The following is a 21,020-nucleotide window of genomic DNA, read 5'->3' as shown; positions in this document are numbered from 1 at the left end:
GGATCAGAAGACTTCTGACATCCACGGCTGACTGTGAGGATGCCGGTGGTGCCGCCCTGGGGGCCTGACTCTCCGTCTGACCGACGCCATCCGGCTGTCCTGTTGATGATTTGTCGGCCGTCCCGGGCGGTGCCGCTCCGCGCGCGGCCGGTCGGGCGTCTGTGACCTCATAGGAGCCCGGCCAAAGGTCCCATCACAGTCTTGTCCTGCCGCCCGACCGGCACGCGCCGCCCCTCACGCAGCGCACGGAAGGACAGCAGCAACCAGAATGGCAGACCAAATAGCGGTAGTCGGCGGCGTCGACACCCACACCGACTTCCACCAGGCCGCCGTGATCGAATCGATCGGCCGGCACCTGGCCACCCAGGCCTTCCCCACCACCCCCGACGGCTACCGCCAGCTGCTCAACTGGCTGCGCTCGCACGGCGAGGTCATCGCCGTCGGAGTCGAGGGCACCGGCGCCTACGGCTCGCAACTCACCCGCGTCCTGCGAACACACCAGGTCACCGTCATCGAGGTGGACCGGCCCGACCGGCGGGCCCGCAGAGCCAACGGCAAGTCCGACCCCCTCGACGCCTACGCCGCCGCCACCGCCGTGCTCTCCGGCCGGGCCAGCGCCACACCCAAGAACCGCGACGGCACCGTGGAAGCCATTCGCACCCTGCGAGTCGTCCGCCGCTCGGCAGTCAAGGCCCGCACCCAGACCCTCAACCAGATCCGCACCCTGATCGTCACCGCACCCGACCAGGTCCGCGAACGACTGCGCACCCTGCACACCGCCGAGCTGATCAGGCACCTGGCCCGCTCCCGCCCGGGACCAAACCCCAGCGACCCGGCCTGCGCAGCCCGCACAGCCCTGCGACGCCTGGCCCGCCGCTACCAGCACCTCACCGAGGAAATCACCGAAGCCGACACCGAACTGGAGCCCCTGGTCGCCCAGGCCGCCCCCACACTGGTCGCCCTGCCCGGCGTGGGCACCGAAACCGCCGCCCAGCTCCTGATCACCGCAGGCGACAACCCCGACCGGCTGAAATCGGAGGCATCCTTCGCGCACCTGTGCGCGGCTGCCCCCGTCCCCGCCAGCTCGGGCCGCACACACCGGCACCGCCTCAACCGCGGCGGCAACCGACGGGCCAACCACGCCCTCCACATCATCGCCCTGGTCCGCATGCGCTACGACACCCGCACCAAGAAATACGTCGCCCGCCGCACCGCCGAAGGCATGTCGAAGAAGGACATCCTGCGCTGCCTCAAACGCTTCATCGCCCGCGAGGTCTACCAACACCTCACCCGTCAAAATCCCACGCCCAAGCCACTCCTGCAGACCGCTTGACGGTCTATAGGAGCTTCATCAACGACGCCGGACGGGGGCGTACGCCAGCGCCTCTGTCCGGCCGTCGCGCCAGTCGACGGCCACAGCGGGAGCAGGCTCGGATCGAACTCCTAAAGCGGTGGTCGAAGGCGAGCGCCCCAAGACTGTCCTGGGGGTCGCAGCAGCCCCCTGCGGCCATCCTCTGGCCAGATTCGCCCATGCAGCCAGACAGAGACAGCGAACGTCCTGGTCAGCGTGCCTTGGGTCGTGCCTTTTGGGCGGTCTTGAAAACCGTCGTGGCGCGAGTCACCGTGGGTTCAAATCCCACACCCACCGCAGGTGAACGGCCCCTGACCAGGTGAATCGGTCAGGGGCCGTTGCGTTGTCTGCTGCCCGAGAGTGCCCGCGGTTCACCGTGGTTCCCCGCTCGATCGGGCACGACTGGGGCACGGCGCCTTCTGATCCGTAGCTCTATGTGGATCAGTCAGGAGCGGTCATACAGGTTCGTCTTGTGCCCTTGAAGAGCACTACCGGGCACGGACGATTGCTGTGGTAACCCGACCGCGTCAGGGCCGTGATTGACCGTACAACCAATCCCGCTCGCCGAAGGTCTCCTACGCGCCCGGACACGGTTCCGGCTCACCGTTCTTGGAGAACCATGCGTATGCGTACAGCCGCGGCCGCCACCGTCGGCACCCTGGCACTGCTCTCGTTCGTGACGCCCGCCGCCCATGCGGACTCGAGCAAGGGCGACACCGTCTTCACCTCCGTGACCTTCAGTAAGACGACCGTCAACGTCGGCGTCAGCGCGGCGCAGAGCCTCACCGTGACGGCCACCGCCAAGGACGGCTCAGGGATCAAGGGCATCTACGGCGGCAAGCTGGTCAGTTCCGACAGTCGGCTCATCTATGCGGACTCCGCCACCTGTACCCGGCCCACGTCGACGACCATGAAGTGCACGTACACGTACACGCTCGAACCCGATCGCACCGACTACTTCGACCTCAAGAACAGCTCGGCGGGCACCTGGCACTTCAATGCCGAGGCCGCCGCCTACGACCAGGACTATTTCACCCTGGACACCGGCGCGCCGTTCAAGGTGAAGCGGTACGCGAAGTTGGCGACCACCCAGGCCACGCCCGAGCCAGTCACCAAGGGCGGCACGCTCACCGTGTCCGGGGCGCTCACCCGGGCCAACTGGGACACCAACGTCTACGCGGGGTACGGCAGCCAGACGGTGGCCCTTCAGTTCAAGAAGTCCGGATCCTCGACGTACACCACGGTCAAGAACGTGACCACCGACAGCGGCGGCAAGCTGAAGACGACGGTCACCGCGAGCTACTCGGGGACCTGGCGGTGGAAGTTCGCCGGTACGGGGACGACGAGCGGCGCGACCGCGTCAGGGGACAGCGTCGCCCTGGGCTAGCTCCTTCCCGCTCCAGGTCCTGGTGTCCCACGAAGATCCGCCGGACAGGTGGTCCTGGCTGTCGGTCGAGCGTGGCCCATGCGGCGGCTACCCATTCCCGCCATCGTCCTAAGAACTCCTAACGAAATGATCTTCAAAGTGGTTGGATCACTCCGGGACTGATGATCCGGGGGTGCGGGGTGGCTCGGCCGAAGCCGTGGGAAGTCGATGACGAGTTGTGGGCGGTGATCGAGCCGCTGTTGCCCAAGGTCGAGCGTCGGACCCGGCATCCGGGGCGCAAGCGGCATCCGGACCGGCTGGTGTTCCAGGGCATCCTGTTTGTCCTGCACACCGGGATCTCCTGGGAGCACCTGCCGCAGGAACTCGGCTTCGGGTCGGGCATGACGTGCTGGCGTCGCCTGGCCGAGTGGACCGAGGCCGGTGTGTGGCCCCGGCTCCACGAGGTTCTCCTCGCCAAGCTCCGCGGCGCGAACGCCCTGGACTTCTCCCGGGCGGCGGTCGACGGCTCCCACATCCGGGCGTTAAAGGGGGAACCAAGACCGGACGAAGCCCCGTTGACCGGGGCAGAACAGGTAGCAAGCATCACCTGATCACCGACGCCACCGGCATCCCGCTCGCCGCCACCTTGACCGGTGGCAACCGCAACGACGTCACCCAGCTGATCCCGCTCCTCCAGGCCGTGCCGCCCGTGCGGGGCAAAAGCGGCCGGCCCCGGCGCCGCCCGGACGTGGTGCTGGGCGACCGCGGCTATGACCACGACAAGTACCGCCGCCTGGTCTGGGACCTCGGCGTGAAACCGGTGATCGCCCGCCGCAGCACCGAGCACGGCTCCGGCCTGGGCACCCAACGCTGGGTCGTGGAACGCGCGTTCGCCCACCTGCACTGGTTCCGCCGCCTGCGGATCCGGTGGGAGATACGCGACGACATCCACGAAGCATTCCTCACCCTCGGATGCGCACTCATCTGCTGGCGCCGCCTGAAGTCATTGCGATAGGAGTTCTAAGGGCTGTCCCGTAACTGATCAGGTGAGTCGACAGCCCTCGTTCGGGCGGCGAGGATGTGTGCGTCGTTGATTCGTTCCGGACTCGTCTGGGGGCAGCTCGTGAGCCTGTCGTATCGAGCCCGGGTGGCGGCACTCCTTGAGGACTCGCCGCTCACCTCGGAGGCTGTCATCACGGACGTCCGCCATCTGCTCTCGCACGGCGAGGAGGCCCTGGCCTTCGACACCATGTGCTCGTGGATCTATGAGAACGCCCTGCCCATCACTCGCCAGTATCTGGACCGATTGGTGGCAATGGCCGACGAGATGGGCACCCCGCGATCTGTTCAGCGCCTTGACGAGCTACTGGTCGACTGACGCCCGCCCTTCGGCGATCTTGCTGGGGGATGATCCTTCCGTGGCTGGACGGCACCGGGGTTCTAAGGAGCGCATGAGAGTGACCGACGGAGAACCAGTGCTGATCAAGCTCACACGCGACCAGGCATTCGTCCTGTCTGACTGGCTCTACGAAGTCCTGATGCAGTCCGACAAACTGGAGGCCATCGTACCGGACCGCGCGGTCTGGTCCGAGATCTACGTGATCTCGGGCACCCTCGAAACGACGCTGCCCGACGTCTTCATGCCGGACTACGGCCCCCGTGAGGCTCTTCCGGAGCTCCCGTCAGCGCGTCACGGTCACCAGCCCCAGGGCCACGGACGCGACCCCCACGATCCCGAACCCGATCCTCATGTGGTCGAGGCTCTTCCAGGGTCCACCCCACCGGCTCCTACGCGTAGCCACTACGTCCGCCCAGTCCCATACCCATACGTCCACGCCGCGGTAGCCGCAGGCCACCACGATGAATCCGCTCCCCACGAGTAGTTCGAGCACCCCGCGAAAGATCAACGCCGCTCCCTTCCCCCTGCCCCACGACCAGCGTCGCCATCGCGGCATTGTCGCAGGCAGCGCCGGTTGACGCGCTCAGGGCGACCCGCCAGGATGCGCGTCATGTTGCAGCTCAGCGCGCAGGCCACCCACGGCGGTCAGCTGTTCCTGTTGATCTGGGGGGTGGGCGCGCTAGCCATTGGATCGGCGCTCGCCTCGAAGAAGGGGTCCAGCTGGTTTCGCGAAGTGATCGCGTCCGGGCTCCAGGGGAGACCCGTGGAGGAGGCCCGCGCGCAGAACTTCGGTGGCCTGCGACTGATAGCCACGGCGCTTGCCGTAGCAGGCCTGATCGGAACCGGAGCGGCCGTGGCCCTGCTGACACGAGGCTAAGGGGTGTCCGGCAACTGCTGGCCACGGGTGAGATGATCTTGGTGTGACTGGTGTGATCACGGCGTCAGAGCCGTCTTGGATACGTCCGTTCACCGGGCTGAGCCCGCGCTGCTTCGGCAAGTTGGTGACCGCGGTGCAGCGCGAGAGTGCAGCCGAACCACGGACGGGGCGTCCGTGGGGCCTGTCGCTTGAGGACCGTATTTTCTTGGTCGCGGCCTACTGGCGCACCAACTTGACCATGCGCCAACTGGCCCTGTTGTTCGGGATTTCGAAGTCGGCGGCCGACCGGATCATCGACCACATCGGCCCTCTGCTGGCCTTACCGCCCCGACGCCGGTTCGCGAGGGGCACTGTGCTGATCGTGGACGGGACGCTAGTGCCCACCCGCGATCACGCGGTGGCCGAGCAGTCGAAGAACTATCGGTACTCCACCAATCACCAGGTCGTCATCGATGCCGACACCCGCCTGGTCGTTGTGGTCGGACGGCCGCTGCCGGGCAACCGGAACGACTGCAAGGCGTGGGAGGAATCGGGGGCCAAGACAGCGGTTGGCCGGACGACCGTGATAGCTGATGGCGGCTATCCAGGGACCGGATTGATCATGCCGCACCGCCGCACCCAGGGCGAGGAACTGCCCGGCTGGAAGCGGGAGCACAACCGCTCACAGAAGCAGGTCCGTGCACGAGTGGAGCACGTCTTTGCCCGGATGAAGACCTGGAAGATCCTCCGCGACTGCCGGCTCAAGGGCGACGGCGTCCACCACGCCATGCGCGGCAAAGCAGCTCCTGGCCAAAGTCGCTACGCCGACCGCGCGGTATCGTGCGCCCGAGAGGGGGCCTGATGACCATAAGCGCTGCTGGAAGAGCGACCCGCCGATGGCTGGCCATCGGAGGACGTTGGGGCATGCTGGTGTTGATCGCCAGTCAGCTCTACCTGGGCCGAGGCATTTGGGGCAAGGCCGCGGAAGGTAACCCCATTGCACTGGGCAGCTTGGCCTTCGGACTGATCATCGTGTGCTGGACCGTCTGCTACAGGGTTCGATGGGCCGGGCGATCACAGGAGGAGGCGTCGGATCGCCCGACCGGCCCCGTGAGCGTCGACTAGGCCCCGGTCACCTCAGGCCGCATCCGCATACGCGATCTTCCAAACTGGTTGCTGTACAGCAGCGAGGTACAGCAACCGTCATGACCGCAGCCGACCGTCACCAGCGCTTGGCAACCGGTTCACCGGCCCAGCAGACCTCAACAACAGTCGCGCCCATAGTTCGCATCGAGCGGCAGCAACGACCGCACGGGACATCCTCATCACGCGAACGGCGACAGGCCCTTGCTCTCCAGGTGAGCGAGCAGCGAGTCGAGGCATGCATCTGCTGTAGCCAGGTCAGCACGGACGAACGAGTCCTCGCCAAGCGGCCCACCACTGACGATGACCATCCACGCCTTCCTGTGCTCAACTATGCGGTCACCGTCGACCTTGAACACGGTCGTGACTCCGCGGTCGGCCAGCCACTCCATCAGTTCAAGCATGTCCACTCGCACCCCTCCGGAGAGATCATCCCATCCCCAGAGCAGGCGCCCTCGGGCCGTCCCTGGGCCGTGCGAGGGCGCTCAACGACGACCAACGCTGACAACCGTCGACAGCTAAGTCGCAGGTCGCAGCGTTGATCGATTACACGGCCGCAGGTCAGAGAATCGGCCCTTCACTTCTTCGGCTACTGCTACCCGTGGAAACAGATGGGTGCCGACGAGGCATCATGAGGGCAAGACCGTGCCATTCGTCAACAACCATGGGGTGCCGGAGACTGGCACGGAGCCTTGCCCGTGCTGTCATCACATGACGCTTACCTGTCGCGACGGGTATGAAATGTGCGAAGTGTGCGGATGGGAGGACGACGGGCAGGACGATCACGATGCGGACGTCATCCGTGGTGGCCCCAACGGCTCGATGAGCCTCACCGAAGCCCGCCGAAGGTTCCAGAGCCGCGAAGCCTGCGATGCTCGGTGTTCACCTTGCCGATGAGCCGCCCAGGGTCGTACAGCAGCGCAGTACAGCAACCGCACCGACCGGCAGTGGCTATAGTCCACCGCTTCCACGGTCTCGATAGCCAGGTCAGAGGGTTGGCCGCTCAAGTCTTCAGTGCGGTCCCGCACCGGGGACCCACAAGCCCATCAGCGGAAATTACCGATTACTGAAGTAATCCGAAATCCACTTCGACCCCGATCGACCCCACGCCCCCAGCCGCGCATAGATTCCGGCCCCTGACCTGCGCAAATACGTTGATAAATCGATCAAGCCCTACAACTCGTGGTAGTAGCCGGTGGACTGCGAGGGCAGCACGCCCTCCCGGTTCTGGAAGACGGCCCCGTCCTGCGAGTACGGGAAGGGACCTCCCGAGTCGATCAGGTCCAGCGTGTCGTACGCCTGTGACGGCAGCGCGCTGTAACAGATGCTGCCCACGGCAGTCGCCGCCGCGTTGGCCGGTACCACGGCGGTGCCGCCGATGAGCAAGGCGGACATCAGGGCGACAAGAGCGCCGATGCGGGTGGTTCGTGGGGGGAATCTCATGGACATAGAATGACGCGCGTAGACCCTGGCATGTCAATGTCAAGGTAAGGGTTTTCTCCCGCCAAGTCCGATGAGTTTTCCGGGAGTTAACCTGCCGACCGGCGTCCCCACGCGGTCCCCGCGAGGACGAGTACGCCGCCCATCAGCCCCAACGCGCCAAGGCGTTCACCGCCGAGGGCGATCCCCGCTCCGGCGGCCCACAGAGGCTCGGTGCCGAGCAGCAGACTGACCCGGGACGGCGAGGTCCGGCGTACCGCCCACATCTGCACGAAGAAGGCGAACAGCGTGCAGAACGCCGAGAGGAAGAGCAGCCCGGCCCACTCCCGCGCGCCGAAACCCGCGGCCGTGCTCCACGGCGTCGCGTCGGCTCCGGTGGCCAGTACGGCGAACACCGCCACGGCGGCGCCCAGTTGGACGGTGGTGAGCGACAGCGCGTCGGCGCCCTGGACGGACTTGATACGGGACATGGCCAGCACGTGCACGGTCCGGGCGAGGGCCGCGAGGAGCATCAGCAGATCGCCCGGCGAGGGGCGGGTGAAGCCGCCGCCCTGGGTGAGCAGCACGACACCGAGCACGGAGACACCGGCCGCGGCGAGGAACGCGCGCGAGGGCCGGACCCCGGTCACCGCCGCTTCGGCGAGCGGCGTGAAGATCATGGTGAGGCTGATGATGAGGCCGGCGTTGGTCGCCGAGGTGTGGACGACGCCGTACGTCTCCAGGAGAAAGATCCCGCTCAGGATGAGCCCGAGCACTCCGGCCTCGCGCCACTGCGCTGCCGTCAGGGCCCGCAGCGACCGCCACCCCGCCGTCACCAGCACCGGCAGCACGATCGCGAAGCGCAGCACCAGCACGGCGATCACCGTCCGTGCGGTGGTGATGTCCTTGGCGGCGAGATAGCTCGCGCCCCACACCACCGCCACGAGCAGTACGGGCAGGTCGGTGAGCCAGGCACGGCGGGGCGCAAGCGCGCCGGGTACGGCGATCGAGGACATGGGAGCGGTCTCCAGCGGTTGTCGCAAGACAGGCAGCGCGGAGACGTCGGCGGCTCCCACGGGGGACGATCACCGTACAGGCGGGGGTGGGTGAGGGCTACACCCTTTTTCTTCGGCTGAGCGGTTCCGGGAACGCACCCGCTCTTCCCCGGCAGCGCTCAGTAGCTCCCGTACGTGGGGCGGCCCACCCGCTCGTACGTGTGGATGGCGACGCCCGCGCCCGTGATGCTGCCCGCGGCGTGCCGGAACGCGGTGGGGACGGCGCCCTCACCGAAGAGGCGGCGGCCTGAGCCGAGTACGACCGGGAAGGTCAGCAGGTGCAGGGTGTCGACCAGGTCGAGCGCGAACAGGGACTGGGCGAGGGCGCCGCTGCCGTGGACCTGGAGTTCGCCGTCGATGCGCTCCTTGAGGGCGGTGACCTCCTTGTCGAGCTCGCCGGCGATCACCGTCGTACCGTTCCATTCGGTGTGCGTGAGACTCGACGAGGCGACGTACTTGGGCAGGGAGTTCAGCTGGGAGGCGATCGGGTCGGCCGGGTCGGTGACTTTCGGCCAGTAGCCCGCGAAGATCTCGTACGTCCGCCGGCCCAGCAGGAAGGCGTCCGCGCGGGAGATGACGCCGGTCATGAAGCGTCCGAACTCCTCGTCCCCGTACGGAACGCTCCAGCCGCCGTGCTCGAAGCCGCCGCTCGTGTCCTCCTCGGGTCCGCCGGGGGCCTGCATGACGCCGTCGAGGGTGACGAAACCGGTGAGGATGAGCTTGCCCATGAGGGTGCCTTCTTCCTTTTCCTTCGGTGGGCTCTGCTGTCATCAGGGCAGACCCCACGGGCACCCGCAACTCATCGGTCCACCGGAACGCGGTGTCCGTTCGCCGCCAGCACCTCGGTGCCGCGGCGGCTGAGATGGACGCATGACCTCACAACGAACCATGAACGGCAAGGTGGCCCTGGTGACCGGCGGGAGCCGCGGTATCGGGGCGGCGACGGCGGTACGGCTCGCCCGGGAGGGCGCGGATGTGGCCGTCACGTACGTGCGCGGCAAGGAGGACGCGGACGACGTCGTACGCGCCGTCGAGGCGCTCGGGCGGCGCGGGGTGGCTCTGCGGGCGGACTCCGCGGACCCGGAGGAGGCCGCCGGTGCCGTGCGGCGCGCGGCGGAGGAGCTGGGCGGCCTCGACGTCCTCGTGAACAACGTGGGCATAGGTGTGCTCGCCCCGCTGGACAGCCTCTCCCTCGCCGATGTCGACCGGGTCCTGGCCGTGAACGTACGCGGCGTCTTCCTCGCGTCCCAGGCGGCTGCCTCCCGCATGGACCGCGGCGGGCGGATCATCACGGTCGGCACCTGCATGACACAGCGGGTGCCCGGGCCCGGCGGAACCCTCTACGCGACCAGCAAGTCCGCCCTGATCGGCCTCACGAAGGCCCTTGCGCGGGAGCTGGGTGATCGGGGGATCACCGCGAACATCGTCCATCCCGGGCCGATCGACACGGACATGAATCCGGCGGGTGGGCCGTATGCGGCGGGTCAGGCTTCGATGACTGCGCTGGGGCGGTTCGGTGCGGTGGATGACGTGGCGTCGTTGGTGGCGTATCTGGCGGGGGTGGAGGCGGGGTACGTCACCGGGGCGGAGTTTTCGGTGGACGGGGGGCACGCGGCGTAGAGCCGGGTTGTTCTCGCCCCCGCCGCCCCTACCCGTCCCATCCCTGGGGGCTGCGCCCCCAGACCCCCGCCAAAAGATTGCGCAGTTCCCCGCGCCCCTAAAAGGGGCGCGGGGAACTGCGCAATCTTTTGGACCAGCCCCCACCCACCCGCAGACGACACGGGTAGGGGCGGCGGGGGCGAGAAAACGTTTGTCAGCCGCCGAGTTCCTGGTGGCGGGAGGTCAGGTGGGACGTGCCCTCCGGGGTCAGGGAGCCGAACAGGTGGAGTCGGGAGATGCCGCCGTCCGGGAAGATGTCGACGCGCGCGTGGGTGGCGGTGGCGGGCGCGGAGAGGGTGAAGCGGTGGTTGGTGTCGGGCTGGAGGCGGGTCCGGGGGAGGATCTCGGTCCAGTCGGCGTCGTCGCCGTTCTTGACGGACACCGACGCCCAGCCCGCCGAGTTGCCCTTCAGATACGCCGTGTCGATCTCGATCGCACGGATCTCGGACTGCGCCACAAGCTGGTACCGAATCCAGTCGTTCCCCTGGTCCCGACGCCGACGCGTCTCCCAGCCGTCGTCCATCTTGCGGGAGCGCCCCGGCTGAATGGTGTTCGTGGCGGGCGAGTAGAAGAGGTTGGAGGCGTCCTCCACCTGGCCACCGTTCTCCAGGGCGACCACGTCGAAGGTGCCGAGGACGGACAGCCACTTCGGGTCGGGCACGACCTCGCCGTACACGCGCAGCCGGGCGACACCCCCGTCGGGGTGCTGGTTGACGCGCAGATGCGTGAAGCGCTGCTCGACGGAGACGGCGAAACCGTTCGCCGCATGCCCGCCGACCGCCGTGCGCGGCACGAGTGTCGTCCACTTCACGTCGTCCGCGAGCAGTTCCTCCGGCGAGGGGGAGCCCGCGACCGACACACCCTCGACCGACACCGCCTGCGGGTAGTTGCCACGGAAGTGGGCCGTGTCGACCACGATCCCGCGGATCACGCCGGGCGCGCCCAGCCGGACCAGCGCCCAGTCGTGGTCCTCGGCCGTCGGCCACGGGTGCTCGGCGGAGACGCCACGGCGCCGCCGCGTCTCCCAGCCGTCCATGATCTTGCCCTTGTGGCCGAAGTGCTCGGGGTCGAACTCGGCGGCCCCGGGCAGCAGAAGGTTCTCGCGCTGGGCGAAGAACTCGTCGTTGGCGGCGATGACACCGGTGCCGAGCTGCCGGTCGGCGAGGTTGGCGTACTGGGTGAAGGGGAAGTCGGCGGTGCGGTAGTCCGCGTACGGGTCGCCGCCTCCGTAGGGGTTCGCGTCGCCGGTGAAGTGAGGTATCGCCGTCACGATGATCGATCTGCCTTTCGAGGGTCGGCCGCTGCGGGTGCGGGGCGTTCAGGGGCTACGGGGGGGGGCAGGGACTAAGGGTGGCGGGCCAGGAGTTGACCGGTCGGCTCGCCGAACTCGCCGTCGGCCACGATGCGTTCGCCGCGCAGCCAGGTGGACTTGACGACGCCGCTGAGGGTCTTGCCCGCGTACGCCGTTACCCGGTTGCGGTGCTGGAGCGCGGCGGGGTCCACGGTGAAGGTCTCGTCGGGCGCGAGGACCGCGAAGTCGGCGTCGCGGCCCGCTTCGATGGCTCCCTTGCGATCGTCGAGGCCGACCAGCCGCGCCGTACGGGAGGACATCCAGCGGACGACGTCCTCAAGGCCGTATCCACGCTTGCGGGCCTCGGTCCAGACGGCGGACAGGCTGAGCTGGAGGCCGGAGATGCCGCCCCACGCGGTCGCGAAGTCGTCGGTCTTCAGGTCGGCCGTGGACGGCGAGTGGTCGGTGACGACGCAGTCGATGGTGCCGTCGGCGAGCGCCTGCCACAACAGGTCCTGGTTGGCGGACTCACGGATGGGCGGGCAGCACTTGAACTCGCTGGCGCCGTCCGGGACTTCCTCCGCGGTGAGCGTGAGGTAGTGCGGGCAGGTCTCCACCGTGAGCCGTACGCCCTCGGCCTTCGCGGCGGCGATCAGCGGCAGCGCGTCACTGGACGACAGATGCAGCACATGCACGCGCGCGTTGAGGCGCCTGGCCTGGGCGATGAGGTTCTCGATGGCGGTGTCCTCGGCGTCGCGGGGGCGCGAGGCGAGGAAGTCGGCATACTTCTGGCCGCCCTTCTGCGGGGCCGCGGCGAGGTGGTGCGGGTCCTCGGCGTGCACGATCAGCAGGCCGCCGAAGCCGGCGATCTCGGCGAGGGACTGGGCGAGCTGCTCCTGGTCGAGCTCCGGGAACTCGTCCACGCCCGACGGGGACAGGAACGCCTTGAAGCCGAAGACGCCCGCGTCGTGCAGTGGCCGCAGGTCCTTGACGTTGTCGGGCAGCGCGCCGCCCCAGAAGCCGACGTCGATGTGCGCCTTGGAGCGGGCGACGTCCTTCTTGGTACGGAGGTTGTCGACCGTCGTCGTCGGCGGGAGGGAGTTGAGCGGCATGTCGACGAGCGTGGTGATGCCACCCGCCGCCGCGGCGCGCGTCGCCGTCCAGAAGCCCTCCCACTCCGTGCGGCCCGGGTCGTTCACATGCACGTGGGTGTCGACGAGGCCGGGAAGCAGGACGTCGTCGCCGAAGTCCTCCAGACGGGCACCGGCCGGTACCTCGGCGTCGTACGCGAGCACGGCCGCGATCTTCCCCGCGGCGACCGCGACCGATGCGGCGCGCGTCCCTTCGGGAGTGATGACGCGCGTCGAGCGCAGCATCAATTCGACCAATCCGACGTCGGACACCCGGACCCCTCTCTCTGTGCCGCTGTTGGCTCCCGATACCGCGGGTTTACTTCCACGTAACGGAATTCAACGTTCTGTTGAAGGAGTCTTCACTCCGGCCCTCGCGCCGTCAAGGGCCCACTTCTCCACTCTGCCCCCAACACGCCCCCTCTGGATGTTTCCACAAAGCGGAAGTAGAATTCCAGCAAGCAGAACGTAGCTACGCACCACCCAGGAGTCAACCGAGTCACAGGTAGGCTGCATCACTGCCTGTCAGCCGTGAAAGGACCGCCTCGTGCCGCCGTCCAGCGCCAGCACCACAGACGCCGCCAAGACCCCCGCCCCAAGTGGCGGCGTCCAGTCCCTCGAGCGCGCCTTCGACCTGCTCGAGCGTATGGCGGACGCCGGTGGCGAGGTCGGCCTGAGCGAGCTCTCCGCGAGCAGCGGGCTGCCGCTGCCCACCATCCACCGGCTCATGCGCACGCTGGTGGTCTGCGGTTATGTACGTCAGCAGCCCAACCGGCGGTACGCGCTCGGTCCCCGGCTGATCCGGCTCGGCGAATCCGCCTCCCGGCTGCTCGGCACCTGGGCCCGCCCCTACCTCGCCCGCCTCGTCGAGGAGACCGGCGAGACCGCGAACATGGCGCTGCTCGACGGGGACGAGATCGTCTACGTCGCACAGGTGCCGTCCAAGCACTCCATGCGCATGTTCACCGAGGTGGGCCGCCGCGTGCTGCCGCACTCCACCGGCGTGGGCAAGGCGCTGCTCGCCCACACCCCGGACGCCGAGGTGCGCGCGCTGCTGGGCCGTACCGGCATGCCCGCCGCCACGGAGAAGACCATCACCACGCCGGACGGCTTCCTCGCCGCGCTCGACGAGGTACGCCGGCTCGGCTACGCGGTCGACGACAACGAGCAGGAGATCGGCGTCCGCTGCCTGGCCGTCTCCGTGCCCGACTCCCCCACCGCCGCCGCCATCTCGATCTCCGGGCCCGCAGGCCGTGTCACCGAGGCGGCCACCGAGAAGATCGTGCCCGTGCTGCAGCAGGTCGCGGAAGAACTGTCGGTGGCACTGGCCAGCTCGGGTCCCGGGGCCTGATCGGACCCGTACCGCAGAGCGCTTCGGGGCCGGGTCGGACCTGTGCCGCAAAGCGCTTCGGAGCCAGGCCGGACCCGTACCTCACGGCGCCCCGGACCTGATCAGACGAGTACCCGAAGCCGCCCGTCCGCCATCTCCCGTACCGCGTCCGCCTCCCCGAGGTGGGCGCGGTCGTGCGTGACGAGGACGGTGGCCGTGGCGCGCTCGCGGGTGAGCCGGAGCAGCAGGTCCAGGACGGCCGCGCCCCGCTCGTGGTCGAGCGCGCTGGTCGGTTCGTCGACAAGGAGCACGGACGGTTCGTTGACCAGCGCGCGGGCGATGTTCACGCGCTGCCGTTGACCGCCGGAGAGCTGGTGCGGACGCCGGTGCGCCAGGTCGGCGAGCCCCACCGCCGCCAGCAACTCCCTCGCCCGGTCCGCCACATGGCGCCGTCCGTCCAGGTGGCCCATCACCTGGAGCTGCTCCAGCGCCGTCAGCGAGGGCAGCAGGTTCGGCTGCTGGAAGACGATGCCGATCTCGCGCCGCCGCAGCACGGCCCGTTCGGCGGGGCTCAGCGTCCCCGTCTCCGTACCGCCGACGAGGACGCGTCCGCGGTCCGGCGCGACCAGGGTCGCGGCGACCGCGAGCAGACTGGACTTGCCGGAGCCGGACGGGCCGACGATCGCCGTCATGGTCCCGGCCGGGACGTCGAGGCCGACCCGGTCGAGGGCGGTCAGCCGGCCGTCGCCGTCCGGATAGGTGAGGGTGACGTCGGCCAGGGACAGGCACAAGGGCAGGCTCATCGGGCACGTTCCGGTGTGATCATCGGGCACTCCCCAGTGCGGTCAGCGGGTCGACGGCGGTGATCCGCCGGATGGACAGGCCCGCGCCGAGCACCCCGAGGGCGATCATCACGGCGGCGGGCCCAAGGACGGTCGGCGCGTCGAGGACGAACGGCACATCGCCGCCCCGCACCAGCCCGCCGATCGCGGTGGCGAGTCCAGTGCCGAGGAGCGTTCCGGCGGTGAGCATCAGCACCGCCTGGCCGAGCGCGTCGCGCAGCAGATACGGCGTGGAGGCACCCAGCGCCTTCAGTACGGCGATGTCGCCGGACCGCTGGATCGTCCACACCGTGAAGAACGCCCCTATGACGAGCGCCGAGATGACGAAGAGGAAGCCGCGCATCAGCTGGAGCGAGCCGTTCTCCGCCCGGTAGGAGCCGATGGCGGCGCGGGCGTCGTCCCTGGTGAGGGTCCTGGTGCCCGCGGCCCGGTCGCCCGCCGCGAGGTCGGCGCCGTCGGTGCGCAGGGCGACCACGGTGGCGTCCCCGGACAGGGCGGTCCACACCACCGGCGTATGGCTGTACGAGGCGTCACCGGCGACCGCGGCGACGGTCCGCTCGGAGCCGCCGAGCCGTACCCGGTCTCCGGCTCCGACGCGGAGCTCGGCGGCGGCCTTCTCGGAGAGCACGATCCGGCCGGGGCCGACGCCGTGCGGGGCGATCCCTGAGTTCGGCCGCACGGCGAACGTCGACACCGCGGCCGTACGGTCCCCGGCGGCCGCGTTCAGCGTGCGGATGCCGATCGGCTCCGCCGAGGTGACGCCCGGCCGCTGGGCCCATGTCCGCCACGCCCGCGCGCGGACCGCCGAGTTGGTGAAGGACACCGACTGGCCGTCCGGCGGCGCGGCGAAGGCGAGGTGGTCGGCGGGCAGGCCGGTGATCGCCGAGGTGTTCTCCTTGGCGAGCCCGGCGGTCAGCCCGGACAGCAGCCCCACGAGCAGGGTGATCAACACGACCACGGCCCCCATGAGGGTGAACCGCCCCTTGGCGAACCGGAGGTCTCTCCATGCGACGAACATGCCCCCACCCTGCGGCCCGGGCGGCGTCCGGGGCATCGCGCCACGGCATGGTTCACCCGAATCGAAGGAGGGAGGCCGTGTCATCGGAGGACGGAGGCCGAGTCGTCGCAGGAGGGAGCCGGTGACGCCGATGGGCGGACCCCGCGCCGCCGAAGTACGGGGCCCTCTTTCAACCTTTCGGTTGACCGGGGCCCGCTCGCGTCCGCCTACCCTGGAACGACCATGGATGTCCTCCGCCGCTCCCCCGTCGTCGCCACCCTGCGCCTGTGCCTGTACGCACTGCTCGCGGGGCTTCTGGTGCTGGCCGCGGTCCGTGCCGGGGACAGCGCGCACCCCCTGGCCGTCGTCCTGTCGGTCCTGGGCATGGGCACGGTGTTCGCGGCGGGCGTGTGCACCCCGGCGGTGCACCGCTCACGGGGTGCGGCGGCGGTGTGGCTGGCCGCCCTGAGCGCGAGCTGGCTGGTACTCCTCACCCTCTCGCCGGACGGCCTGTGGGCGGCGTTCCCGCTCTACTTCCTGCAGTTGCACCTGCTGCCCGTGCGCTGGCGCCTGCCCGCGGTCGCCCTGACGGCCGCGGCGGCCATCGCGAGCTTCCTGGCGCACGGCTCGCACATCACGCCGGGCGCATTCATCGGCCCGCTCCTCGGAGCGGCGGTCGCGGTCGCCACGGTGCTCGGATACGAGGCGCTGTACCGCGAGAGCGAGCGCCGCCGTGAGCTCATCGAGGAGCTCATCGCCACCCGTGCCGAGCTGGCCGACGCCGAGCGCACCGCGGGCACGCTCGCCGAGCGGGAGCGGCTCGCCCACGAGATCCACGACACCCTCGCGCAGGGCCTGTCCAGCATCCAGCTCCTGCTGCGCGCCGCCCAGCGCCTGCTGCCCGCCGACTCCCCGGCGGCCCCGCACATCGAACAGGCCCGCTCGACCGCCCAGGACAACCTCGCCGAGGCCCGCCGTTTCGTCCGCGCCCTGACCCCGCCCGACCTGGAGCACGGCTCGCTCGCCGGAGCCCTGGAGCGGCTGTGCCGGTCGCGCGCCGTCGACGCCCCGGCGATCCGCTTCTCGGTGAGCGGCCCCCCGGCCGAACTCCCGACCCCGTACGAGGTGGCCCTCCTGCGGATCGCCCAGTCGGCGCTCGGCAACACACTGCGGCACGCGCGCGCCGACCGCGCGGAGATCACGCTCAGCTTCATGGACACGGCGGTCGCCCTGGACGTCGTGGACGACGGGGTCGGCTTCGCCCCCGATGCCGTACGCCCGGAGGGGGCCCGGGAGGAGGGCGGTTTCGGTCTGCCCGCGATGCGCACGCGCGCGGAGTCGCTGGGCGGGACGTTCGCCGTCGAGTCGGCGCCCGGGCAGGGCACGGCGGTGGCGGTCACGCTCCCGCTGCCCGTCGCCGGGGAGCGGGTTCCGCAGCCGGCCGACACCGATCGGCTTGCTCGCCAGCGGGCAAACGCGGACCGGATTGCTCAGCCTGCCGACACGGACCGGATTCCTCGGTCCGCCGGCACGGACCGGCTCCCGCCCGCGCGTGCCGCCGGGAGCCGGGCATGACCATCCGCCTGCTGCTCGCGGACGACCATCCCGTCGTACGCGCCGGACTGCGCGCCGTCCTGTCGGCGGAGCCGGACTTCGAGATCGTCGCGGAGGCACCGACGGCGGAGGCCGCGGTCGAGCGCGCCGGGGCGGGTGGCGTCGACGTCGTCCTGATGGACCTGCAGTTCGGTCCCGGTATGCACGGCGCGGAGGCCACGGCGGCGATCACGGCTCGCGCCGGCGCGCCCCGCGTCCTGGTGCTGACCACGTACGACACCGACGCGGACATCCTGGCCGCGGTCGAGGCGGGCGCGGCGGGCTACCTCCTCAAGGACGCCCCGCCCGAGGAGCTCTCCGCGGCGGTGCGCACCGCCGCCTCGGGCCACTCGGCCCTCGCCCCCACGGTCGCCGACCGTCTGATGGACCGCATGCGCACCCCGGCCGCCGCCCTGAGCCGCCGCGAACTGGAAGTCCTCGAACTCGTCAAGGACGGCCTGTCCAACCAGCAGATCAGCAAGCGTCTGTTTCTGAGCCAGGCGACGGTGAAGTCCCATCTGGTGCACATCTACGCCAAGTTGGGCGTGGACTCGCGCACGGCGGCGGTGGCGGTGGCCACCGAGCGGGGCGTCATCCGGCGCAGAGGCTAGGCCCTGTCGGTCACCGGCGCGGCGGTTCCCCGAACAGTTCCACCGCGCTGCGGACGTCGCCGAGGCTCGTCGCCAGGGCGCTGACCGAGCCGATCGCGCCCGCGATCAGGAGCAGGGAGCGGCGCAGCCGGGGGATCTCGGGGATGCCGCTGACGGCCATGGCGGCCAGCGCCGCGAGTTCGTCCTCGGCGATGCCCCGGTCGGGGAACTCGGCGGGATGCGCGGCGAGTTCACGGCGCAGCCGGGAGACGGCGGTACGCAGTTCCGCCACCCTCGGGTCCTCGTCGCTGCCGGTCACTGGCCTCTGCCCCAAGCTCCGCAACACAGCTCTCCCCCCTCGCACGCCGTTGTGCGCCCATGGTTCGTACGTCCGCCCCAGCTCCCCATGGCGGTGGTCGGGCGCCGGGGGACGCGGGCCAGTAAACGCCTACCTGCGCGCCGGGCGCCACTCCGCGGACCGAAATTCAGCCCATGGACACCACAGGGCCTGCCCGGGTTCCGGGGCGCGCCCGAGCCGGGTCAGGTATGCAGGGGACATGACGGAGAACAAAGACCAGGTGGCCGGGCTGTTGTTGGCGGCCGGCGGCGGGCGGCGCCTCGGGGGCCGCCCCAAGGCACTCCTGTCCCACCGGGGGCGGCCCCTTGTCGAACACGCGGTCGCGGTCCTGCGCGCGGGCGGCTGCACCCGGGTGCACGTGGTTCTGGGCGCCCAGTCCGATGCCGTACGACAGCGGGCCTCGCTGCCCGGGTGTGTCCTCGTGGACAACCCCGAGTGGGAGGAGGGGATGGGTTCCTCGCTGCGGGCGGGGCTCGACTCGCTGGCAGGCACGGGGGCGCCGGCCGCGCTGGTGTCGCTCGTCGATCAGCCCGGGATCGGGCGGGAGGCGGTGGCCCGGGTCCTTGCCGCGTACGAGTCCCCGTTGTCGCTCGTGGCGGCGGCGTACGACGGGGAACGCGGCCATCCGGTGCTCTTCGGCGCCGGCCACTGGGCCGGAATCGCGGCGACCGCGACGGGCGACCGGGGGGCACGCGCCTATCTGAAGGCCCACGAGGACGCGATCACGCTCGTCGAGTGCGGGGATGTGGCGCAGGCGTACGACATCGACACGGAGGGCGATCTGATCCACCTTGAGTAAGCATGGTGGCACCGAGCGCCACTTTGCCTCGACCCGGAGAATCTCGACATCAACAAACCATTGAACTTCCACCATGAGGAAACTAGTATCCACTGCTCAGAAGGGCTGGACCGCCTCGCAGGCTCGGTCAGCCGCTTCCGGTGCCCGTGGCACCCAGTGCCGTATGTACGCAGCTCGCTGAAGGAAGTGACAGCTCATGTCCGCACCAGCGCCGTCCTCGCTGGCCATCGTCGACGCCGAGCCCCTGCCCCGGCAGGAAGAGGTCCTCACCGACGCGGCCCTCGCCTTCGTGGCCGAGCTGCACCGGCTGTTCACGCCCCGGCGTGACGAGCTCCTCGCCCGCCGCGCGGAGCGCCGCGCCGAGATCGCCCGCACCTCCACGCTCGACTTCCTCCCGGAGACCGCCGCGATCCGCGCGGACGACTCCTGGAAGGTGGCCCCCGCTCCGGCCGCCCTGAACGACCGCCGTGTCGAGATCACCGGCCCCACCGACCGCAAGATGACCATCAACGCCCTCAACTCGGGCGCCAAGGTCTGGCTCGCGGACTTCGAGGACGCCTCGGCGCCCACCTGGGAGAACGTGGTCACCGGCCAGCTCAACCTGATCGACGCGTACACGCGGAACATCGACTTCACCGACCCGAAGTCCGGCAAGTCGTACGCCCTGAAGGCGAACGACGAGCTCGCGACCGTCGTGATGCGGCCGCGCGGCTGGCACCTCGCCGAGCGCCACCTCGTCGACGCGGACGGCAAGGCCGTCCCCGGCGCGCTCGTCGACTTCGGCCTGTACTTCTTCCACAACGCGCAGCGTCTGCTCGGCCTCGGCAAGGGCCCGTACTTCTACCTGCCGAAGACCGAGTCGCACCTGGAGGCCCGCCTCTGGAACGACGTCTTCGTCTTCGCGCAGGACTACGTCGGCATCCCGCAGGGCACCGTCCGCGCGACCGTCCTGATCGAGACGATCACGGCCGCGTACGAGATGGAGGAGATCCTCTACGAACTCCGCGACCACGCCGCCGGGCTGAACGCCGGCCGCTGGGACTACCTCTTCTCCATCGTCAAGAACTTCCGTGACGGCGGGCAGAAGTTCGTGCTGCCGGACCGCAACGCGGTGACGATGACGGCGCCGTTCATGCGCGCGTACACCGAACTCCTCGTCCGCACCTGCCACAAGCGCGGCGCGCACGCGATCGGCGGCATGGCGGCGTTCATCCCGTCGCGGCGCGACGAAGAGGTCAACAAGGTCGCCTTCGAGAAGGTCAAGGCCGACAAGGACCGCGAGGCGGGCGACGGCTTCGACGGCTCCTGGGTCGCGCACCCGGACCTGGTCCCGATCGCGATGGCCTCCTTCGACGCCGTCCTCGGCGACAAGCCGAACCAGAAGGACCGGCTGCGCGAGGACGTGTCGGTCGCGGCCGGCGACCTGATCGCCGTCGACTCGCTCGACGCCAGGCCCACGTACGACGGTCTGGTCAACGCCGTCCAGGTCGGTATCCGTTACATCGAGGCCTGGCTGCGCGGCCTCGGCGCGGTCGCCATCTTCAACCTCATGGAGGACGCGGCGACCGCCGAGATCTCCCGCTCGCAGATCTGGCAGTGGATCAACGCGGGTGTCGTGTTCGAGCACGACGGAAAGACCGTGGCGGCCACTCCCGAGCTGGCCCGCGAGGTCGCCGCCGAGGAGCTGGCGAACATCCGCGCCGAGATCGGCGAGGAGGCCTTCGCGGCGGGCAACTGGCAGCAGGCGCACGACCTGCTGCTCACGGTGGCGCTGGACGAGGACTACGCGGACTTCCTCACCCTGCCCGCGTACGAGCAGCTGGCCGGCTGAGCCGGCTCCGT

Annotated in this window: 22 protein-coding genes and 1 pseudogene; 13 read left to right on the top strand and 10 right to left on the bottom strand. The window is 69.7% G+C overall.

What is annotated here, in order from left to right; translation table 11 throughout:
• Positions 1-268 precede the first annotated feature (268 nt).
• The 4 genes from AB5J50_RS39605 to AB5J50_RS39590 all read left to right on the top strand — a co-directional run bounded on the left by AB5J50_RS39605 (position 269) and on the right by AB5J50_RS39590 (position 4,095).
• On the top strand, positions 269-1,333 hold the full coding sequence (locus AB5J50_RS39605) for an IS110 family transposase (RefSeq protein WP_369263488.1): 1,065 nt from the start codon (positions 269-271) through the stop codon (positions 1,331-1,333).
• Between the two features lie 637 nt (positions 1,334-1,970).
• Entirely contained in the window at positions 1,971-2,738 is a 768-nt protein-coding gene (locus AB5J50_RS39600; protein WP_369263487.1) for a calcium-binding protein, read from the top strand.
• A gap of 161 nt (positions 2,739-2,899) precedes the next feature.
• A protein-coding gene (locus tag AB5J50_RS39595) for an IS5 family transposase (protein ID WP_369263486.1) occupies positions 2,900-3,732 on the top strand; the annotation gives its coding sequence in 2 pieces (ribosomal slippage) (positions 2,900-3,263 and positions 3,263-3,732; 834 coding nt in all).
• Positions 3,733-3,807: 75 nt separating this feature from the next.
• The gene (locus tag AB5J50_RS39590) at positions 3,808-4,095 is read left to right on the top strand and encodes a MafI family immunity protein (protein WP_369263485.1); all 288 of its coding nucleotides are present in this window, start codon (positions 3,808-3,810) and stop codon (positions 4,093-4,095) included.
• Between the two features lie 304 nt (positions 4,096-4,399).
• Here AB5J50_RS39590 and AB5J50_RS39585 read toward each other — a convergent pair whose 3' ends face one another.
• Positions 4,400-4,609: a hypothetical protein gene (locus AB5J50_RS39585; protein WP_369263484.1), complete on the bottom strand. Its 210-nt coding sequence runs from the start codon at positions 4,607-4,609 to the stop codon at positions 4,400-4,402.
• Positions 4,610-4,726: 117 nt separating this feature from the next.
• Here AB5J50_RS39585 and AB5J50_RS39580 point away from each other — a divergent pair, with 117 nt between their 5' ends.
• Both AB5J50_RS39580 and AB5J50_RS39575 read left to right on the top strand, forming a co-directional pair.
• Positions 4,727-4,993, top strand: a complete 267-nt coding sequence (locus tag AB5J50_RS39580; RefSeq protein WP_369263483.1) for a hypothetical protein — start codon at positions 4,727-4,729, stop codon at positions 4,991-4,993.
• A 43-nt stretch (positions 4,994-5,036) separates the two neighbouring features.
• Complete coding sequence (locus tag AB5J50_RS39575; RefSeq protein ID WP_369263482.1) at positions 5,037-5,834, top strand: transposase; 798 nt, start codon at positions 5,037-5,039, stop codon at positions 5,832-5,834.
• A 463-nt stretch (positions 5,835-6,297) separates the two neighbouring features.
• On the opposite strand, the gene AB5J50_RS39570 is transcribed toward AB5J50_RS39575, so the two are convergent.
• Complete coding sequence (locus AB5J50_RS39570) at positions 6,298-6,519, bottom strand: hypothetical protein (RefSeq protein ID WP_369263481.1); 222 nt, start codon at positions 6,517-6,519, stop codon at positions 6,298-6,300.
• 211 nt (positions 6,520-6,730) lie between these two features.
• On the opposite strand from AB5J50_RS39570, the gene AB5J50_RS39565 reads away from it, so the two are divergent.
• Positions 6,731-7,012: a CPCC family cysteine-rich protein gene (locus AB5J50_RS39565; protein ID WP_369263480.1), complete on the top strand. Its 282-nt coding sequence runs from the start codon at positions 6,731-6,733 to the stop codon at positions 7,010-7,012.
• A 282-nt stretch (positions 7,013-7,294) separates the two neighbouring features.
• Here the strand turns inward: AB5J50_RS39565 and AB5J50_RS39560 are convergent.
• From AB5J50_RS39560 to AB5J50_RS39550, 3 genes and pseudogenes are all read right to left on the bottom strand, one after another.
• Positions 7,295-7,558: pseudogene (locus AB5J50_RS39560) on the bottom strand (ribonuclease domain-containing protein); the annotation flags it as partial.
• Between the two features lie 86 nt (positions 7,559-7,644).
• A complete protein-coding gene (locus AB5J50_RS39555; RefSeq protein ID WP_369263479.1) occupies positions 7,645-8,550 on the bottom strand; it encodes a DMT family transporter in 906 nt (301 codons plus the stop codon).
• A gap of 158 nt (positions 8,551-8,708) precedes the next feature.
• Entirely contained in the window at positions 8,709-9,317 is a 609-nt protein-coding gene (locus AB5J50_RS39550) for a dihydrofolate reductase family protein (protein WP_369263478.1), read from the bottom strand.
• A 142-nt stretch (positions 9,318-9,459) separates the two neighbouring features.
• On the opposite strand from AB5J50_RS39550, the gene AB5J50_RS39545 reads away from it, so the two are divergent.
• Entirely contained in the window at positions 9,460-10,209 is a 750-nt protein-coding gene (locus tag AB5J50_RS39545; RefSeq protein WP_369263477.1) for a 3-oxoacyl-ACP reductase family protein, read from the top strand.
• 193 nt (positions 10,210-10,402) lie between these two features.
• Here the strand turns inward: AB5J50_RS39545 and alc are convergent, their stop codons facing one another.
• Both alc and allB read right to left on the bottom strand, forming a co-directional pair.
• On the bottom strand, positions 10,403-11,518 hold the full coding sequence (gene alc, locus AB5J50_RS39540; protein WP_369263476.1) for an allantoicase: 1,116 nt from the start codon (positions 11,516-11,518) through the stop codon (positions 10,403-10,405).
• Positions 11,519-11,592: 74 nt separating this feature from the next.
• The gene (gene allB / locus AB5J50_RS39535) at positions 11,593-12,915 is read right to left on the bottom strand and encodes an allantoinase AllB (protein ID WP_369265641.1); all 1,323 of its coding nucleotides are present in this window, start codon (positions 12,913-12,915) and stop codon (positions 11,593-11,595) included.
• Between the two features lie 301 nt (positions 12,916-13,216).
• On the opposite strand from allB, the gene AB5J50_RS39530 reads away from it, so the two are divergent.
• Complete coding sequence (locus tag AB5J50_RS39530; protein WP_327432886.1) at positions 13,217-14,020, top strand: IclR family transcriptional regulator; 804 nt, start codon at positions 13,217-13,219, stop codon at positions 14,018-14,020.
• Between the two features lie 101 nt (positions 14,021-14,121).
• Here AB5J50_RS39530 and AB5J50_RS39525 read toward each other — a convergent pair whose 3' ends face one another.
• On the bottom strand, positions 14,122-14,790 hold the full coding sequence (locus AB5J50_RS39525; protein ID WP_369265640.1) for an ABC transporter ATP-binding protein: 669 nt from the start codon (positions 14,788-14,790) through the stop codon (positions 14,122-14,124).
• Positions 14,791-14,821: 31 nt separating this feature from the next.
• Positions 14,822-15,859 (bottom strand): ABC transporter permease, encoded by a 1,038-nt coding sequence (locus AB5J50_RS39520; protein ID WP_369263475.1) that lies wholly within the window; start codon positions 15,857-15,859, stop codon positions 14,822-14,824.
• Positions 15,860-16,081: 222 nt separating this feature from the next.
• Between AB5J50_RS39520 and AB5J50_RS39515 the strand changes: the two genes are divergently transcribed.
• Together AB5J50_RS39515 and AB5J50_RS39510 are read left to right on the top strand one after the other, a co-directional pair.
• The gene (locus AB5J50_RS39515; protein WP_369263474.1) at positions 16,082-17,413 is read left to right on the top strand and encodes a sensor histidine kinase; all 1,332 of its coding nucleotides are present in this window, start codon (positions 16,082-16,084) and stop codon (positions 17,411-17,413) included.
• Positions 17,410-18,042, top strand: coding sequence for a response regulator transcription factor (locus tag AB5J50_RS39510; protein WP_327432883.1), 633 nt, complete (start codon positions 17,410-17,412; stop codon positions 18,040-18,042). The genes AB5J50_RS39515 and AB5J50_RS39510 overlap by 4 nt, the downstream gene beginning before the upstream one ends.
• A 10-nt stretch (positions 18,043-18,052) precedes the next feature.
• Here the strand turns inward: AB5J50_RS39510 and AB5J50_RS39505 are convergent, their stop codons facing one another.
• On the bottom strand, positions 18,053-18,367 hold the full coding sequence (locus AB5J50_RS39505) for a DUF5955 family protein (protein ID WP_327432882.1): 315 nt from the start codon (positions 18,365-18,367) through the stop codon (positions 18,053-18,055).
• 211 nt (positions 18,368-18,578) lie between these two features.
• On the opposite strand from AB5J50_RS39505, the gene AB5J50_RS39500 reads away from it, so the two are divergent.
• Positions 18,579-19,178 carry an NTP transferase domain-containing protein gene (locus tag AB5J50_RS39500; protein ID WP_369263473.1) on the top strand — a complete coding sequence of 200 codons (600 nt, stop codon included), beginning with the start codon at positions 18,579-18,581 and terminating at the stop codon, positions 19,176-19,178.
• Positions 19,179-19,374: 196 nt separating this feature from the next.
• Entirely contained in the window at positions 19,375-21,009 is a 1,635-nt protein-coding gene (gene aceB / locus AB5J50_RS39495) for a malate synthase A (protein WP_369263472.1), read from the top strand.
• The last annotated feature ends 11 nt before the right edge of the window (positions 21,010-21,020 follow it).

This window comes from Streptomyces sp. R35, assembly GCF_041053035.1.
In the GTDB taxonomy this organism is placed as follows: Bacteria; Actinomycetota; Actinomycetes; order Streptomycetales; family Streptomycetaceae; genus Streptomyces; species Streptomyces lutosisoli.
The sequence above is the reverse complement of the archived record's forward strand: the minus strand, read 5'-3'. Positions and strand labels throughout refer to the sequence as shown.